At 61.1% G+C, this 15496-nt stretch carries 19 protein-coding genes and 1 tRNA gene; 14 read left to right on the plus strand and 6 right to left on the minus strand.

What is annotated here, in order from left to right:
• Positions 1-2: 2 nt before the first annotated feature.
• On the minus strand, positions 3-815 hold the full coding sequence (locus HY247_00235; GenBank protein ID QQG48789.1) for a hypothetical protein: 813 nt from the start codon (positions 813-815) through the stop codon (positions 3-5).
• Positions 816-868: 53 nt separating this feature from the next.
• On the opposite strand from HY247_00235, the gene HY247_00240 reads away from it, so the two are divergent.
• Positions 869-1321 carry an NUDIX hydrolase gene (locus HY247_00240; GenBank protein QQG48790.1) on the plus strand — a complete coding sequence of 151 codons (453 nt, stop codon included), beginning with the start codon at positions 869-871 and terminating at the stop codon, positions 1319-1321.
• Positions 1322-1329: 8 nt separating this feature from the next.
• Here HY247_00240 and HY247_00245 read toward each other — a convergent pair whose 3' ends face one another.
• Complete coding sequence (locus HY247_00245; GenBank protein ID QQG48791.1) at positions 1330-1548, minus strand: hypothetical protein; 219 nt, start codon at positions 1546-1548, stop codon at positions 1330-1332.
• A 117-nt stretch (positions 1549-1665) separates the two neighbouring features.
• Here HY247_00245 and HY247_00250 point away from each other — a divergent pair, with 117 nt between their 5' ends.
• The 3 genes from HY247_00250 to HY247_00260 are packed head-to-tail and all read left to right on the plus strand — an operon-like array spanning position 1666 to position 4425.
• Positions 1666-2556, plus strand: a complete 891-nt coding sequence (locus HY247_00250) for a ribose-phosphate pyrophosphokinase (GenBank protein ID QQG48792.1) — start codon at positions 1666-1668, stop codon at positions 2554-2556.
• Positions 2546-3502, plus strand: coding sequence for a hypothetical protein (locus HY247_00255; GenBank protein ID QQG48793.1), 957 nt, complete (start codon positions 2546-2548; stop codon positions 3500-3502). Before HY247_00250 ends, HY247_00255 begins: the two co-directional genes overlap by 11 nt.
• Before the next feature lie 2 nt (positions 3503-3504).
• Positions 3505-4425, plus strand: a complete 921-nt coding sequence (locus HY247_00260; protein QQG48794.1) for a ribonuclease Z — start codon at positions 3505-3507, stop codon at positions 4423-4425.
• Here the strand turns inward: HY247_00260 and HY247_00265 are convergent.
• Together HY247_00265 and HY247_00270 are read right to left on the minus strand one after the other, a co-directional pair.
• A complete protein-coding gene (locus HY247_00265; protein QQG48795.1) occupies positions 4410-4814 on the minus strand; it encodes a hypothetical protein in 405 nt (134 codons plus the stop codon). The two genes, HY247_00260 and HY247_00265, sit on opposite strands and share 16 nt — an antisense overlap.
• Positions 4804-5334, minus strand: coding sequence for an AAA family ATPase (locus tag HY247_00270; GenBank protein QQG49499.1), 531 nt, complete (start codon positions 5332-5334; stop codon positions 4804-4806). Before HY247_00270 ends, HY247_00265 begins: the two co-directional genes overlap by 11 nt.
• A 90-nt stretch (positions 5335-5424) precedes the next feature.
• Between HY247_00270 and thpR the strand changes: the two genes are divergently transcribed.
• From thpR to HY247_00285, 3 genes are read left to right on the plus strand one after another with little or no spacing between them, the layout of a single operon-like run.
• Positions 5425-5979: an RNA 2',3'-cyclic phosphodiesterase gene (gene thpR / locus HY247_00275; GenBank protein ID QQG48796.1), complete on the plus strand. Its 555-nt coding sequence runs from the start codon at positions 5425-5427 to the stop codon at positions 5977-5979.
• Entirely contained in the window at positions 5976-7289 is a 1314-nt protein-coding gene (cca, locus tag HY247_00280) for a CCA tRNA nucleotidyltransferase (protein QQG48797.1), read from the plus strand. Before thpR ends, cca begins: the two co-directional genes overlap by 4 nt.
• Positions 7249-8049: a serine/threonine protein kinase gene (locus tag HY247_00285; GenBank protein QQG48798.1), complete on the plus strand. Its 801-nt coding sequence runs from the start codon at positions 7249-7251 to the stop codon at positions 8047-8049. The genes cca and HY247_00285 overlap by 41 nt, the downstream gene beginning before the upstream one ends.
• Here the strand turns inward: HY247_00285 and HY247_00290 are convergent, their stop codons facing one another.
• The gene (locus HY247_00290; GenBank protein ID QQG48799.1) at positions 8050-8331 is read right to left on the minus strand and encodes a hypothetical protein; all 282 of its coding nucleotides are present in this window, start codon (positions 8329-8331) and stop codon (positions 8050-8052) included.
• Between the two features lie 112 nt (positions 8332-8443).
• On the opposite strand from HY247_00290, the gene HY247_00295 reads away from it, so the two are divergent.
• The 7 genes from HY247_00295 (at position 8444) to HY247_00325 (ending at position 12813) form a co-directional block, all read left to right on the plus strand.
• Positions 8444-8833: a VOC family protein gene (locus tag HY247_00295; GenBank protein ID QQG48800.1), complete on the plus strand. Its 390-nt coding sequence runs from the start codon at positions 8444-8446 to the stop codon at positions 8831-8833.
• Positions 8834-8891: 58 nt separating this feature from the next.
• A tRNA-Pro gene (locus tag HY247_00300) sits at positions 8892-8965 on the plus strand.
• A gap of 272 nt (positions 8966-9237) precedes the next feature.
• Complete coding sequence (locus HY247_00305) at positions 9238-9717, plus strand: hypothetical protein (protein QQG48801.1); 480 nt, start codon at positions 9238-9240, stop codon at positions 9715-9717.
• 190 nt (positions 9718-9907) lie between these two features.
• Complete coding sequence (locus HY247_00310; GenBank protein QQG48802.1) at positions 9908-11071, plus strand: glycosyltransferase family 2 protein; 1164 nt, start codon at positions 9908-9910, stop codon at positions 11069-11071.
• Positions 11068-11763 carry a hypothetical protein gene (locus tag HY247_00315; protein ID QQG48803.1) on the plus strand — a complete coding sequence of 232 codons (696 nt, stop codon included), beginning with the start codon at positions 11068-11070 and terminating at the stop codon, positions 11761-11763. The genes HY247_00310 and HY247_00315 overlap by 4 nt, the downstream gene beginning before the upstream one ends.
• 70 nt (positions 11764-11833) lie before the next feature.
• Complete coding sequence (locus HY247_00320; protein QQG48804.1) at positions 11834-12244, plus strand: DUF1761 domain-containing protein; 411 nt, start codon at positions 11834-11836, stop codon at positions 12242-12244.
• A gap of 77 nt (positions 12245-12321) precedes the next feature.
• Entirely contained in the window at positions 12322-12813 is a 492-nt protein-coding gene (locus tag HY247_00325) for a hypothetical protein (protein QQG48805.1), read from the plus strand.
• On the opposite strand, the gene HY247_00330 is transcribed toward HY247_00325, so the two are convergent.
• Complete coding sequence (locus HY247_00330; GenBank protein ID QQG48806.1) at positions 12810-15458, minus strand: pyruvate, phosphate dikinase; 2649 nt, start codon at positions 15456-15458, stop codon at positions 12810-12812. The genes HY247_00325 and HY247_00330 overlap by 4 nt on opposite strands.
• Between the last annotated feature and the right edge of the window lie 38 nt (positions 15459-15496).

Here is a 15496-nt window from a genome sequence, read left to right on the forward strand (position 1 = left end):
CCCTACAACCTCGCCTTCACGGGCCTGGCCCTTCCTCCTGCTCTGCGGACGGCACGGACGATCTCCATGACCACGGCCTCCACCTCGGACCTCGAAGCGACGGCGTCGTCCGAAACAACAGCGACGTCGAGCTCGATCATCGAAAGCCCTCCCTCGATGCCCCTCGGGTGGGACTTGATGTAGGTACCGGGGCGCGCTTTGAGCTGCCTTTCTATCACCGGCGCCAGGGCGGACTCCATCACTCCTTCCAGCTTGAGAGTTGCCGCATGACGATAAACCCTGCCGAACGCCTTCTTCAGCTCGGGCTCGACGCTCCTCCTGAACATGCGGCGCATCTCGAGCGGGACCCCCGGGAGGCAGAAGATGACGGCCCTTCCAGACACCACCCTGACTCCAGGGGCCGTCCCCGTCTCGTTTTCAAGAGGTTCGGAGCCCTCCGGCAAGAGCGCCATCTTCCTCCTTGCGGCCGTCATCGGGACGCGGCCCAGACCCGCGCCCTCATAGTGGCCAGCGATCATAGCCATGGCCCTCGGGTTGGTGCGAAGTCCGAAGCCGAGCCCGGCGGCAACTCCTCTCAGGGTCATGTCGTCAGGGGTGGGCCCGAGTCCTCCGACCACGATTGCAAAGTCCGTCCTCCTTTCCATGCTCTCTCGCAGCGCCCCAACGATCTCGCCGAGCTCGTCGTCGACTGTGGAAGTCCTGCTCAACTTGGCCCCAAGGGTCGCGAGCCTCCTTCCGACCCAGTTGGAGTTCGTGTCAAGCGTCCGCCCGATGAGAAGCTCTCTCCCCACTGCAAGCATCTCCACCCTGACCAACCCGCACCTCGTCTCTCCTCAGGCTTAAAACGACTCCAGGGCCCTCGAAGCTCGTGAAGGTAAGGAGGGTCTATCCATCCGCACCGCTCGTCGGAGCCGGAGCGGTCGTGTACCGGGGAAAGAAGGTCCTTCTGCTCCGCAGGAGGTTCCCCCCGAACGAGGGGAAGTGGGCGTTGCCTGGAGGACTTGTGGAGCTGGGCGAAGGCGTCGAACAGGCGGTCCTGCGAGAGGTCGAGGAAGAGACGGGCCTCCGGGTGAAGCTCGAACGACTCCTAGGCGTCTCGACGGACATCCACCTCGACGGTGCCTCCAGGCCAAGGTACCACTACATCCTTGTCGACTATGTAGCTAGGGCTCTCGGGACGCGCATCGAGCCGAACGGCGAGTCCTCGGATTCGGGGTGGTTCTCAAGAGCTGAAGTGAAGAAGCTCAGCATGACCAAGGGGACGAGAAAGGCCTTGGAGCGGTTCTTCTCGGGTCCACGAACTGCACCCTGGGCCAGGTAAGGGAAGCTCTACTTGTCCTTGTTTCCGCTCAGCCACCACTCAAGGTAGTCCGATTGCTGCCTGGCTCTCTTCCTTCTCTCATCGTCGACCGGAGCCTTGGCCTTGTACCTTGCGTCAGAGAGCTGGTCCCTCGTGAGGAAGGCGCCGCAGTTCTTGCAGCCGAATCTCTTTGTGGGGATGTCGTACATCATTATCCCGACATTGCACTCGGGGCAGATCTGGTCCACGATTCGGAACACGCTAACTCCGACGTATCCTTAACTTTTCTCCTAGAACCTTCGCGACCGGCGTTTCCGAGCGTAATCCGTTAAATATGGATGAGAGAGGGCAAAACAAGGAGCGAAGTGGTCGAGAAGCTCGTCCTCGGCGGGCCCGCCTCCCAGGACCTCGCCAAGGCTGTAGCGGAGAAGCTCGGGCTCGGCGTCCTGAACGCGACGTTCAAGGCTTTCCCAGACGGGGAATCGAAATTCACACTGGACGAGAAGGTCTCAGGCAAGAGCATCTTCCTCATTCAGTCGACGCATCCACCCGTCGACCAGCACCTCTTCCAGCTCTTGACGGCCTCTCACAAGCTCAGCGAGGACGGAGCGAGGGTCACCGCCGTGGTCCCATACTTGGGCTATGCCCGCCAGGACAAGGAGTTCCTTCCAGGAGAGGGTGTGACGCTAGGGATAATCGCCCACTTAATGCGCTCCGCAGGAGTGAGAAGGCTGGCCACCGTGGACATCCACTCCGCCGAAGGCCTGTCCCTCTTCTCCTTCCCCACGTATAGCGTGTCTGCGATACCCAGCCTGGTGGAGTATGCGAGGTCGCACGTCCGCGCCAACGACCCGGTTGTGATCGCGCCCGACTTCGGTGGGTCGAAGAGGACGGAGGCATTCGCACAGCTCTACGGCGCCAAATTCCTGCAGCTCTCGAAGACCCGCGACAGGAGCAGCGGCGAGGTCAAGGTTGACGACTCGAAGATCGACGTCAAGGGGAAGGACGTCCTGATTGTGGACGACATCATCAGCACAGGAGGCACCGTGAAGGCAGCCGCCGAGCAGGCACTGAGGCAGGGCGCCAAGAAGGTCTCAGCGATCTGCGTCCACGGGCTCTTCGTCGAAGGAGCCGAGAAGAAGCTCAAGAGCGCGGGGATAGACCAAATCATCAGCACGAACACTGTGCCGGGAGAATTCAGCAAGGTCGACGTCTCAGAAGCCATCGCGGCTCACCTCGGGACGCTTGACGAATAGATCCCTCGTCCTCCTTTCCGGAGAAGGGAGCACCATCCCTGCTGCGGAGGCGAAGGCTCTCTTCTTTGCCTACGACCCGCAAGCGAAGTTCGAGGAGCCCGAACCGAGAGTACTCCTCTCGGAGTCCGACGCCGCTCCTGACTTGGTGTCCAGGAGGGTCGCCTTCTCCAGAAGGGTGGGGAGGCTCCTCTCGAGCCCCGGGGAAGCGTCGGAGTTCCTGGAGGGCCGGACGTTCCGGTTTCGGTCCTTCGACCTCTCTCCAAAGGCGACCCAGGTCGACCCAAGGAAGACCCTCGAGGGGATCGAGGGTCGCATCGACCTGAGGAGTCCGGACTTCGAGATTACCCTGGTCCGGGGCCGACGGGAGTACCTGGCCCTCACGCGGCCCATGCAGATGCTCCAGGACTGGTCCCTCAGAAGGCCGCGCAAGCGAGCCTTCTTCCACCCCTCGGCAATCTTCCCGAAGCTCTCTCGCGCCCTCTTCAACCTGACCCGGTGTACCGAAGGCCAGGCCTTCGTTGACCCGTTCTGCGGGACCGGAAGCATACCGTTGGAGGCCTTCATCGTCGGGGCTCGGGTCCTTGCTTCAGACAGGGACTCGCGAATGACGAGGGGAGGGCTTGCCAACATGCGGCGCTTCGACCAGCAGTGGGAGGGCGTCATCAGGTGCGACGCGATGTCGCTCCCGTTGACAAGGGTCGACGCGGTTGCCACAGACATCCCCTACGGCCGTCTGTCAAGCACTCGCGGCTCCGACGCATCCAAGGTCGCGGAGGGCTTCATGGGAACGCTGTCTGAGGCCCTAAGGCCTGGGGGGAGGGCCGTTGTCATGCACCCTCAGCAGGTGCCGCTTAAGGGGAGCGGGTCCGTCTCGATTGATGAAGAGCATCATCTCTACGTTCATAAGCTCTTGACCAGGACGATTACAGTCCTGAGGAGGAGCTAACAATGGTCAATCTAACAGTCACCTTCCTGGGGACCAGCTCTGCCGCACCCACCAGAGACCGCAGCCTCCCTGCGATTGCGATTCAACGAGAAGGAGAGGTCATTCTCCTCGACTGCGGAGAGGGCGCACAGAGGCAGTTCCTCGCGCAGGGCCTCGGCCTGAACAAGGACATGACCGTCCTCGTCACGCACCTCCACGGAGACCACGTGACCGGGCTCCTGGGCCTGCTTCAGACAATGAGCCTTGCGCAGAGGACCAAGCCGCTCACCGTGGTCGCGCCGGCGGCCCTCTCGAAGTGGCTCAAGGTCACCTCGGAGCTCCTCAACGTCGGGCTCACCTTCAAGATCAACTTCATCACCTCCAGGCCAGGGGTCCTGGCGAAGACGAAGTCGTTCAGGATCAGAGCTGCTAGAGCTGACCACTCTGTGGAGGCCTACTCCTACATGGTAGAGGAGCACGAGAGACCAGGAGTCTTCTATCCCAAGAAGGCGAAGGCGCTGGGGATTCCCGAAGGCAAGCTGTGGTCGAGGCTCCAGGGAGGCAGGACCGCCTCGTTCGCCGGGAAGGTCTTCCGGCCAACTGATGTCACAGGACAACGGCGCCACGGGAGGAAGATCGGGTATTCCGGCGACACCCGCCCGAGCCCGCGCCTTGCAAGGTTCTTCCTCCGGTCCGACCTCCTGATTTTCGACTCTACGTTCAAGGGGGCCGACTGGGCGAAGGCAGTCGAGAGAAAGCACAGCACCTGCGTCGAAGCCGCTAAGCTGGCCCGAAGTGCCAAGGTGAGGAAGCTGGTCCTCACACACTTCAGCGCCAGGTACTCTGACGTCTCGAGCCTTGTCTCCGAGGCGAGGAGGGTCTTCCGACGGACCGTAGCTGCCTCTGACGGGGCCCGCGTCGAAGTGCCCTATCCGCCTTCGTAGGCCGTGAGCCAGTCTACAATCTCTTCGATCTTGGGCGACGATATCCTGATGCGGATAGCTCCCAGCGGCGACTCTTCCTCGTTCCCGCAGAGGGCCACCACTCCGGCAACTGCAGCCTGCTTGTTGAGGAGGATCGTCGCGGTCCCTCTGTCGATGCTCCTCAGCAGGATCCTCCTCCCTGCGGCACGCACGTGCCTGTCTCTCAGCTGGTCGTGTATCTTCTCCAACGCCGACAGGTCTCCGACGTCCATTCTAACCTCGCTCTTGCCGATGTGGAACTCGCCGCCCTCGCCGAGGACGTTCTGCAATGCCCGCAAGACCTTCTCGGGATCCTCGGAGGGCTTGAGCGGTGCCCCTACCGTGACCCTGGCCCTGACTTCAGGCCTCAACGTTGTCTGCCCAGGCCACGACGATCTCGAGCATGCTTGCCGAGAGTTGCGATGCCGTCGAGTGTTCGTTGGAAACCATCTCGTCCGCCTGTGCTATCGCGCTTCCAATCCCGACCCCGAGCTCCCTCCGATCCCTCTCCGCGAACATCTCGCGGGTCAGCGGGTCGTCGGCCCTCCCTCTCTCCCTGAGGAGAGAGAACCTCCTTGCGGGCGACGCGTGGACGGCGACGAGCAGGACCTTCGCCCACTTCCTGAACTCTTCGACTTCGGAGATGGACCTGATCCCGTCGACTACGACCCTTTCAGACCCGGCCTTCTCCACCGACTTCATGCAAAGCTCGGCGACTGCTGCCTCGCCTCGCTCAGCGCGGAGCTGCTTCATGACCTCTCCTGTGTTCTTCGCATCAGGCTCCAGGCCCCTGCGCTTCGTCTCCTCTCTTATCACATCGCCCATCACTACCCTCGTCCACCCTCCCGCCACCAGGGCCTTGGCCGCCGTGGACTTTCCTGCGCCGGGCATCCCAGTGATCGCAGCTATGTACACGCCGAAGACCTTCGCCAACCTCCGACGAATAGCGGATTTAAATCAAGTTCCCAAAAAAGGGATACGTTGCGAGTCTTCGTCGCCCTCGAAATCTCCGACCCCAAGGCCCTCGATGCGATCGGAGAGGTCCAGAGAGAGCTAGTTGAAACCGGCGCGGACCTCAAGACCGTAGAGAGGGGCAACATCCACTTTACCCTGAAGTTCTTGGGGGAAGTGAGCGAGGCGCAGGCGAAAAAGGCAGCGGCGCGACTGAAGAAACTTGAACTGAAGGGCGCGGCCCTCGAGGTGAAGGGAGTGGGCGCTTTCCCCCGGCCGGCGGACGCGAGGATAGTCTGGGTCGGGGTGGGAGAACCCGGCAGAACCAGCGTGACCGCCTTTGCAGCCGCAGTAGTCGGAGCACTCGCAGGGATTGGAGAGACAGACTCAAGGCCCTACACTCCCCACGCGACGGTCGCCAGGATTCGCTCAAGCCGCGGGGTCAGCCGTCTGGCAAAAGTGCTCCGGGAGCACGCTGACACTCCATTCGGCGCCTTCACCGCAGGAGAGCTCAAGCTAAAGTCGAGCGTCCTCTCGCCGGTAGGCCCTTCTTATCGAGACCTGGGAGTGTATCCCCTGCATTGAAGACCTTAACGAGGGTGCTCAAGCAAGTACGCCTGGAGGTAGAGCCGACCCCTCAGGAGGAGTCGCGCGTGAGGTCCCTCTCGAAGTCTTTGCTCTCCAAGACCAGGGCGGCGGCGGCGCTGCATCCCGAAACAAGGGGGGTCCTGCTCGGAGGCTCGCTGGCAAAGGGGACTTGGCTCCCTCAGAACGTGGACATCGACATCTACGTGAAGATCGACCCCTCTACGACCGAAGAGAGGTTCGAACAAGTTGGGCTCGAAGTGGGACGAACCGCGACCCGGGGCCATGCGAGGGGCAAGAAGTACGCCCAACATCCATACACAGAGGCGATCGTCGACGGGGTGAGGGTCAACGTCGTGCCATGCTTCGACGTCCGCAAGGGGGAGTGGAAGAGCGCAGCCGACAGGTCGCCGTACCACGTCAGTCTCATCCGGAGGCTCCCGGCCAAAGTCAAGGCCGAGGTCAAGGTTCTCAAGAGATTCATGAAGGCCGCCGGGGTCTACGGGGCTGAAATCGAGATCCGCGGCTTCAGCGGATACGCGGCAGAAGTGCTGGTCTACAAACACGGGTCCTTCGAAAGGGTGCTGAAGAGCTTCGCGACGATCAAGCCTCAGGACCCCAAGAAGCTCTTCGTCCTCCCAGATCCCGTCGACAAGAAGAGAGACCTCGGCATTGCAGTCTCCGGTGAGAAGCTCGGGGTCATGGTCATGGCCTCCAGAGAGTTTCTAAGGCACCCGGAGGCGGCCCAGTTCGAGCCGATGAACAGGAAGAAGAGGTCCGGCCTGGCTGACGACGTAGTCGCCCTCACTTTCTCGCACCCACCCCTCAGCGAAGACACCCTATGGGGGGAGATCCGGAAGACGATGAAGCACGTAGTCAGGCACTTGGAGGTCAGTGGGTTCCACGTTGCCAGGGCGATGGGGGCCTCTGACAACGCCCGCAAGAGCGCGATCCTGCTCCTTCCAGAGTTCCGAGAACTGCCCCACCTGGAGCAGAGGATCGGGCCCACCGTCGACAGGTCGCGCGACGTGTCGGCCTTCATCTCATCCAACAGGAAAGAGGCCAACCTCTTGTGGGTCGACGACGACGCGAGGGTCAGGTTGGTTAGGCGCCGGAAGTATATCCGGGTCACCGACCTCCTCGAACATCTCATGGCGGGCGAGGCTGGTTCCTTCGGGGCCTCGAAGGACCTCGAGAGTTCACTGAAGAAGACCGGAAGGGTTCTTCAGGGGCCCGGACTCAGGAAGGCTGCTGCCGCAAGCCCATGGCTTGAAAGTGGAATCAACGAGCTCCTCACCAACGCATTCTGAGCGCGCGACCCTCGCGCAGCTGACGAGCACGCCCTACATCCGAGTCCTCACCTACCCGAGGATATCCCTCAGCCACGCGAAGAGGAGGGTAAAGCAGCTCGAGAAGCTCGGGGTCGAGGAGTTGGTCTTCCAAGGGAAGACCAAGATCGGCAGGCTGGGCCTCCTAGGGATAGGGACAGTCGGCGTGGTCGTGAGGGCAAAGACCGAGAGAGGGGTCGAGGCATTGAAGGTCAGGCGGCTCGACGCGAACAGGCCCAACATGGATGGCGAGGTCCGCGTCGCTAGGATGGCGAACAGACTCGGAATCGGGCCCGAAGTTCGCGCTCACTCGAAGGACTTCATCCTCATGAAGCTCCTCGAACACCAGGAGGTAGAAGACTGGGTGCGCGGCCTTAAGGGTACGGGCACCAGAGATGCGGTAAGAGAAATGCTCCACGCCCTCCTGAACCAGTGCAGGAAGCTCGACATAATGGGAATCGACCACGGGCAGCTGAGCAACCTGAGGAAGCATGCAGTCATGGCGGAGGGGCTCCCCTGGATCATCGACTTCGAGTCGGCGGGGACGGCCCGACGGCCAAGGAACGTTACCACGGCAGCCCAGTACCTTCTGATAGGGGGCAAGGTCTCGCCACTGGTCCGAAGGGTCCTCGGAGTCCGAGACACATCAGGGATACTTGAGGCCCTGTCAGCGTACAAGTCGGAAGGCTCAGACTACTCTTACTCAAAGCTCCTGGAGGAGCTGAAGATCCAGGCCGCCTAGTCAGACTTCGTCCAGCCGGAAGGACTCGACCTCGACCTCCTCCCATTCGTCGAACCGGTCGTTCTTCGTGGACTCTTCCATCCTGGGCCTGGCTGCGACCATTGAGTCGAAATCGTCCCAGAGTGCGATTCCCACCAGCCAACCTGTCCTCCGGTCCTTGTAAGTCCCAACAGACCTGAATCCAGGGCTGCCCTTGAGCGCCTCTTGGAACCTGTGCATCGAATCGACCACCAGGGCCTCCTTGCCAGGCCTTGGTCTGTGTATCGACATCTGGACGTACATCGCAGGCTGAATCGACGAATTGGTATTAGGGCCTTCACTTTCACACTCGCCTCCGTTCTGGCCCGACGCATCGGAGATGGCTTAAATTACGCCGGACAAACGCCGGGCAGACATGAACGGACGAGTTGTGCACTTCGAGGTGCCAGCAAAGGACATGAAGCGCGCGAAGGCGTTTTATTCAAAGGTCTTCGGGTGGAAGTCCAACGACGTCGAGATGCCCGGAATGGAGTATTCGCTCGTCAGCACCAAGGGTTCCGATGAGAAGGGCAGGCCGACCAGCCCAGGATCGATCAACGGAGGGATGATGAAGCTGGAGAAGCCCTTCACCGGGCCGGTCGTGACCCTCCAAGTCGACGACATCGCCGCCTCTCTGAGGTCGATAGAGAAGAACGGGGGCAAGACCGTGACCAAGAAGACGTCGATGGGCGACTTCGGGGCCTACGGCTACTTCAAGGACAGCGAGGGGAACCTGATGGGCCTCTTCGAGTCTCCGAGCAAGTAGAAACACGCCCGAAGGCTGCCAACCTTTAAACCGACTAGGAGGTCGGCCGACTTCGCCTGGGGCCGTCGTCTAGCTTGGCAGGATACTTGCTTGGGGTGCAAGTGGTCGTGGGTTCGAATCCCACCGGCCCCATCCGAAGCCTACAGCCAAGACGCCCTCAGTGTTCATGTCTCGCATTACAGCCTTATCAAACGCTTTCCTACCTTAGAACGCAGGTCTATCTCTTGCTCCCCCTTGGATCTCCAATGGTAGTTGCAGTGGGAGCGACCTTAGGCCTTGTCTCCGTCCTCCTTTTCGCACCAATCGTTCCTTTCGAGAGGCAAGCCTACGTTACTGTGCCAGCGGAGACGACCCAGTGTATTCCTACCGAAGTCATTTGTCCTACAACCACTTCGAAAGTCTGGGTGCGGAGTTATGCCTCGCTCACCTATGACGCCTTCGGCTTCGGGACCCCGCCATTCAACTCTCCCATCTCGGTTGAGAGAGGCGGAATAGTCACGAGGTTCATCTTCGACGGAACGGAAATAGCCCATCAAGTTTCTTACCCAGCGACCCTCCAGCCGGAACCGATACCCTCGATCAGGCTGAACCAATTTGTAATACTTCGGAACGGGGCTCAGTTCGGAGGGACTGTGGCCCAGGTCTCTGTCACGAATGTGGGCTTCAACGAGACCGCAGGGGTTGACCTGTGGTCCAGCTTGGAGAGCTTCCAGACTCCATTGATATTGGGGTCGGGGCAGACAGCCCTCTTGAACTCCACAACCTGGACCGGGCCGGTCCCGGCGCCCGGGACCGTCATGAACATCACCCTCTATTCTAGGCTGCAATTTGCTCACTTTTGGTTGTATTCTGAGGACACCTACCATGTCCAAGTCCTCTCCTGATCATGACTGGGGTTGTTACGTGGGTCTCCAAGCCAGCCGGACATTCCTAGTCTTTCGAAGACTGCCAAAGGAAAGAGTCCCAAACTCCGTTCACTCTGTTTGAACATCCACCCTTCAGGCGTCGCATACCGGTAGTTCAAATTGGTCGGCAGCCATGAAGTCGCCGGGGAAAGGAAGGGAACATGCTAGGATGAGTACGCTAGTCCTGATATTCTATGCGCTCCTGGTGGTGGCGCTCTTCCGGGTCTTCAGCCTCTGGATACTCTCCATAGGGTACTCCTTTAGGCATAGACCCCAAACCGCCTCGTCATCCAGGGTCTCTGTCATTGTCCCAGCCTACAACGAGGAGAAGTCGATCGAGCCCGCCATCAAGTCTCTTCTCGAGCAAGACTACGCCAACTACGAAGTGATCCTCGTAGACGATGGGTCCACGGACGGCACCGTGGCCGTCGCGAGAGGACTTGAGGGGCCTATCCTCAGGGTACTCAGTACTCCCAACAGAGGGAAGGCGGAGGCCCTCAACACCGGCATCGCAGCAAGCAACGGAGACATCGTGGTCACGGTCGACGCGGACACGCGCCTCAACAAAGGGGCTCTCACCAGCCTTGCTGCCCGGTTCGAGGCGGACTCTAAGATAGGGGCGGTGGCGGGCAACGTCAAGGTGGACCGACCTTCGGGCCTCCTGCAGCGGCTCCAGGAGGTCGAATACACGACCGGCATAGGCCTCACACGGAAGGGCCAGTCGATGCTCTCCACGGTCATGATCGTGCCAGGCCCAATCGCCGCGTTCAGGAGGGCAGCCGTCGCCGAAGCCGGAGGGTTCTCTTCAGACACATTCGCCGAGGACTTCGACATGACGCTGGGCATCTTGAAGAAGAGACACAGAGTTGAATACGAAGACACTGCGGTAGCCTACACGATAGCCCCCCTGGGAATCGAGAACCTCATCAAGCAGCGGAGGCGGTGGTACCGTGGCATGATGCAGGTCCTGGGCAAGAACGAGGGCATGCTCTTTCGTCCGAGGTATGGCGTGGCAGGCCTCTACGGTATACCGTACATGTGGTACGACACCGTCGCACCGCTGGTAAACCTCTTTCTCGCCCTCTTCGCCGTCCTCGCAGGGTCCGTGACAGGAGACTGGGCTCCCGTGGTCCTCGGGCTCGGGTCTTACTGGGCGCTCCAGACCGTCGTCGCCGTGTCTGCCATACTCCTGGACAGAGAGAGGAAACTCAGGCAGATCCTCGTCAGCCCGCTGCTGATGCTCTACAGCACCTTCCTGGACGGCGTCCGGACGGGGGCGTTCATCGAGGAGGTCCTGAGCCTGAAGATGAAGTGGGAGAAGCCGGGAAGATGATTGCACTGGCCGCAACGGACTACACGATAGTCGGGACCGTGCTCGCCATCTCCGTCGCCATCATACTGCTATCCGGCATCGCCCTCTACGTGTCCTTCCGGGTCAAGGAGGCCCTGAAGGAGGAAAGGGGCACTGCTGCGCGCACCGCCAAGGTCGCCCTCCTGATCGGCCTTCTTTTCCTCTCCGGGGGCGTCTTCTACTTCTTCGCCGCCGGGTTCTCCTCAGGTGGTCCGACCTCGACGCTCTCCTCATCGTCGGGTTTCTCTACGACAGTCTCCTCAACCAGCACTTCTGTAACCTACACGACGGCCTCCCCTCCCGGGAGCCAGGTCACCATGCAGGTCTCCTTCCCTGACCGGGTCGTCGCCGGCTCCTCCTTCACGATCTCCTTCACAATCGACAACAATGGGCCTGCCACACTGACCGGAGGTTCGCTCGACGTGGGGAACCTCTTCTACACCTTCTCGGTCAATTCAGCCGAGAAGTGTGCGCCAGCCTGCGCCTCGACCACATGGTCTGGAAGCGTCGTCCAGATCGGGGACATGACTCCGGGGGTCACCGTAGTCACGTTGGGACTGACCGCTCCCTCTCAACCTCAGCAGTTCTCAACCTCGGCAACGCTATACTACGTCGGCATGCCGCAGCAGATCTCAGCGACGATTTCAATCCAAGTGGTCTCGGGGCACCCTTGAGGCCGGGACGCACCGATCCGCTCTTTCCCCCTTAAATACGAACTCCGCGGAGACGCCCGCAGGGACAGCTTTGATCGAGATCATCATGCCAAACCTCGTGGGCGTCCTAATCGCCACGATAGTCAGCTTCGTCATCGGCGCGGTATGGTTCGCTCCTCAGGTCATGGGGCGCATGTGGATGAACCTCCTCGGCAAGAACGAGGAGATGCTCCGGAAGAACCGCAACAAAGCCATAGTCTTCGGGTTCCTTGCAAACCTGCTCACAGCATATCTTCTCGGGGTCTTCGTCAAGGCGTTCTTCGCCGCCGACTGGCTCGACGGGGCAGAAGTAGGCTTCCTCGCCTGGCTCGCCTTCTCTTTCACCATCCACTTCACCTCCTACATCTTCGAGGACCGCCCTGTCAAGCTCTTCGGCATCGACGCCGCACACCAGCTCGTCATCTTCGTGGTGATGGGCGCAATCCTGGGAATCTGGGCCTAAGCACAGGCGGGCCTGCCCGCATAGTCTGAGTACGACCCTCTCAATCGGTTATATCTGAGTGTCCCGTTCGAGGGGCCGTGGCCCCCCGCAAGGTCCATCACATGGACCTCCAAGTTGTCGTCTCGATCAACAAGGAAGTAGTCTCCATCACCAACGAGCCACACGAAATTTCTCAGCCCGACAGCGACGCCCTGGCGACCCTACTGGGGGACGTGGAGTCCAGGGCCACGAACCAGGACTTCGAAGAAGCCGTCCCAGAGAAAGCCTCTCTCCTTGTCTTCAGAATCGCGAGCGGCCAGCACTTCAAAGCTGGCAACAAGCGAACCGCACTCGTTGCTGGCCTGACCTTCCTCCGAAAGAACGGGTACGCTTTCGACATGCGGAGGCCTGAATGGGTCAACGTCGTGGACAAGGCCGGCGTCGCCGCCGCGGACCTGGACGACCTGGCCAACGTCTTGAAGTACATTGTCAAGAAGACTCCGACAGAGCGGAAAGGCTGGGACAACGCGCTGAAGCAGGTGGTAGAGACCAACCGCCGCTTCCTTCGCGATGTCGGCCTACAGCGCTAGACCGTAGACGCCAAAGCCGCCTTCCCCATGGCCGCGTGAGCCGCTGCGAGCCTTGCGATCGGGACCCTGAAGGCGGAACAGCTCACGTAGTCGAGCCCTACGTCGTGGAAGAACTCTATGCTCTTGGGGTCGCCGCCGTGCTCACCGCAGATCCCCACTTCAAGGCCCGGGCGGGCCTTTCTGCCCGCCTCGACCGCCATCTTGACGAGCCTGCCGACACCCGCCCTGTCCACCGAATCGAAGGGGCTGCTGGTCAAGATGCCCATCTCCAGGTACTTGGGGATGAACTTCGCCTCGACGTCGTCCCTGCTAAAGCCGAAGGTGGTCTGAGTCAGGTCATTGGTGCCGAACGAGAAGAAGTCCGAAGTTTCCGCGATCTCCCCGGCCGTGAGGGCCGCCCTTGGGGTCTCGATCATCGTGCCTATCTGGAACTCGACCCGCTTCCCCCTTTCCCTGAAGACCTCCTCGGCGGCCCTTTCGACGACCCCTCTGAGGAACCTGAGCTCGCCCGCGTGGGCCACCAGTGGTATCATGACCTTCACCTTGGCAGATTCTCTTTCCTCCTCTGCTACCTCCATGGTAGCCTGGACTATCGCCTTCGTCTGCATCTCGTATATCTCCGGGTAGGTGACCGCGAGCCTGCACCCTCGGTGCCCGAGCATCGGGTTGTGCTCTGCGAGCTGGCTGACCCTGTTGAGGACCCTGGTCAGCTCGGCCATCCTCTCTCTCGACGCGCCCTCCTCCTTCATCTTCTCCGCCTCCACCAGCAGCTCGTCGACGGAGGGGAGGAACTCGTGCAGAGGCAGGTCTAGGAGTCTGACCACCACCGGCTTCTTCGCCATCGCGGAGAAGATCCCCCGGAAGTCGGAGAGCTGGAAGGGGAAGAGCCTGTAGAGGTGCCTCCTCCTCTCTGCTTCGTCCTTGCTCATGATCATCTCCCTGACTATCGGGAGCCTCTCGGGCGCGTTGAACATCCTCTCAGTCCTGCAGAGCCCGATGCCTTCCGCGCCGAACTCCCTGGCCCTCTTCGCCCCCTCGGGCGTGTCGGCATTCGCCCAGACCCTGAGCCTTCTGACCTCGTCCGCCATCGAGAGGAGCCTCCCGAACTCGGGAGAGAGCTCCGGCTCCACCGTCCTGATTTCTCCCCTATAGACCGCCCCAGTTGTCCCGTCGATCGTTATCGTCTCGCCCTTGACCACCTTCTCCCCCGACTTTGTCGAGAATGACTGCCCGTCGGAGGAGATCTCGATCTCCGAGCAGCCAACAACGGCAGGCTTCCCCATCCCTCTGGCGACGACCGCTGCGTGTGACGTCATGCCTCCGCGCGCGGTCAGGACCCCCTGCGCGGCTATCATGCCCTTGATGTCCTCAGGCGTCGTCTCGGGCCTGACCAAGATCACCTTCTCACCCCCTCCGGTCGCGGCTGCCTCGTCCGTGTCGAAGACCGCCCTCCCGAAGGCCGCCCCGGGAGATGCGTTGAGTCCTTTGGCGACGGGTACGTCGTTCTCTGTCGGGTCCAGGCGCCTGTGCAGCAGCGCGTCTAACATAGCAGGCTCCACCCTTCCAAGTGCCTCCTCTCTGCTGATCAGGCCCTCCTCAGCCATGTCCACAGCCACCTTGACCGCAGCCTGGGCCGTCCTCTTGCCGTTCCTGGTCTGAAGTAGATAGAGCCTCCCGGCTTCGACCGTGAACTCGAAGTCCTGCAAGTCTTTGAAGTGCGACTCGAGTAGCCTCGCGAGTTCCTTCAGGCGGTCGACGAGCCTGCCTTCAATCTCTGCGATTCCGACCGGGGTCCTGACTCCCGCCACCACGTCCTCCCCCTGGGAGTTGGGCAGGTATTCGCCGAAGAGCGCCTTCTCCCCGGTCGAGGGGTTCCTCGTGAAACCGACCCCGGAGCCGGAGTCCGGCCCGAGATTCCCGAAGACCATCGACTGCACGTTCACCGCAGTCCCGATGTCCTCTGCGATCCCGTAGTACTTTCTGTACTCCTTCGCCCTCCCGTTGTTCCATGACTTTAGCACCGCCTCGATCGCCATCTGGAGCTGAACGTACGGGTCCTGCGGGAAGTCCACGCCAGTCTGCTCCTTCACCATTTCCTTGAACCTCGAGACAAGCCCCATCAGGGCCGCAGGCTGTAGTTCGATGTCCGTCTTGACTCCTGCCTCGCTCTTCCTACTGGACAGCTCGCGTTCGAAGCTCTCTCCTTCAGCTCCCATGGCCACCTTCCCGAACATCTGGATGAGCCGGCGGTAGGAGTCGTATGCGAAGCTTTCGTTCCCGGTTGCCTTTGCGAGCCACTCCACCGCCTCGTCGTTCAGCCCGAGATTGAGGATCGTGTCCATCATCCCCGGCATCGAGAAGGGTGCTCCCGACCTGACAGAGAAGAGCAGGGTCTCTTGATGGGCCCCGAACCTCTTGCCCGTGCGCGCCTCGACCTCCTTCACCTTGGCCGCGACCTCGTCCATCAAGCCACGGGGGAGCTTGGAACCGCTAGAGTAGTACTCCTTGCAGACCTCTGTGGTGATCGTGAATCCCGGGGGAACAGGGAGCCCGATCGAGGTCATTTGGACTAGGCCGTACCCTTTGCCGCCAAGGCGGAACTTGTCGGCCCCTAGGGCCTCCTCGAAGAGCAGGACCCGGTCCATGTACGACTCTCTAGGGGGGCTCTCGGGGACTATATTTG

It is taken from the genome of archaeon, assembly GCA_016432545.1.
Classification (GTDB): Archaea; Thermoproteota; Nitrososphaeria; order Nitrososphaerales; family Gagatemarchaeaceae; genus UBA183.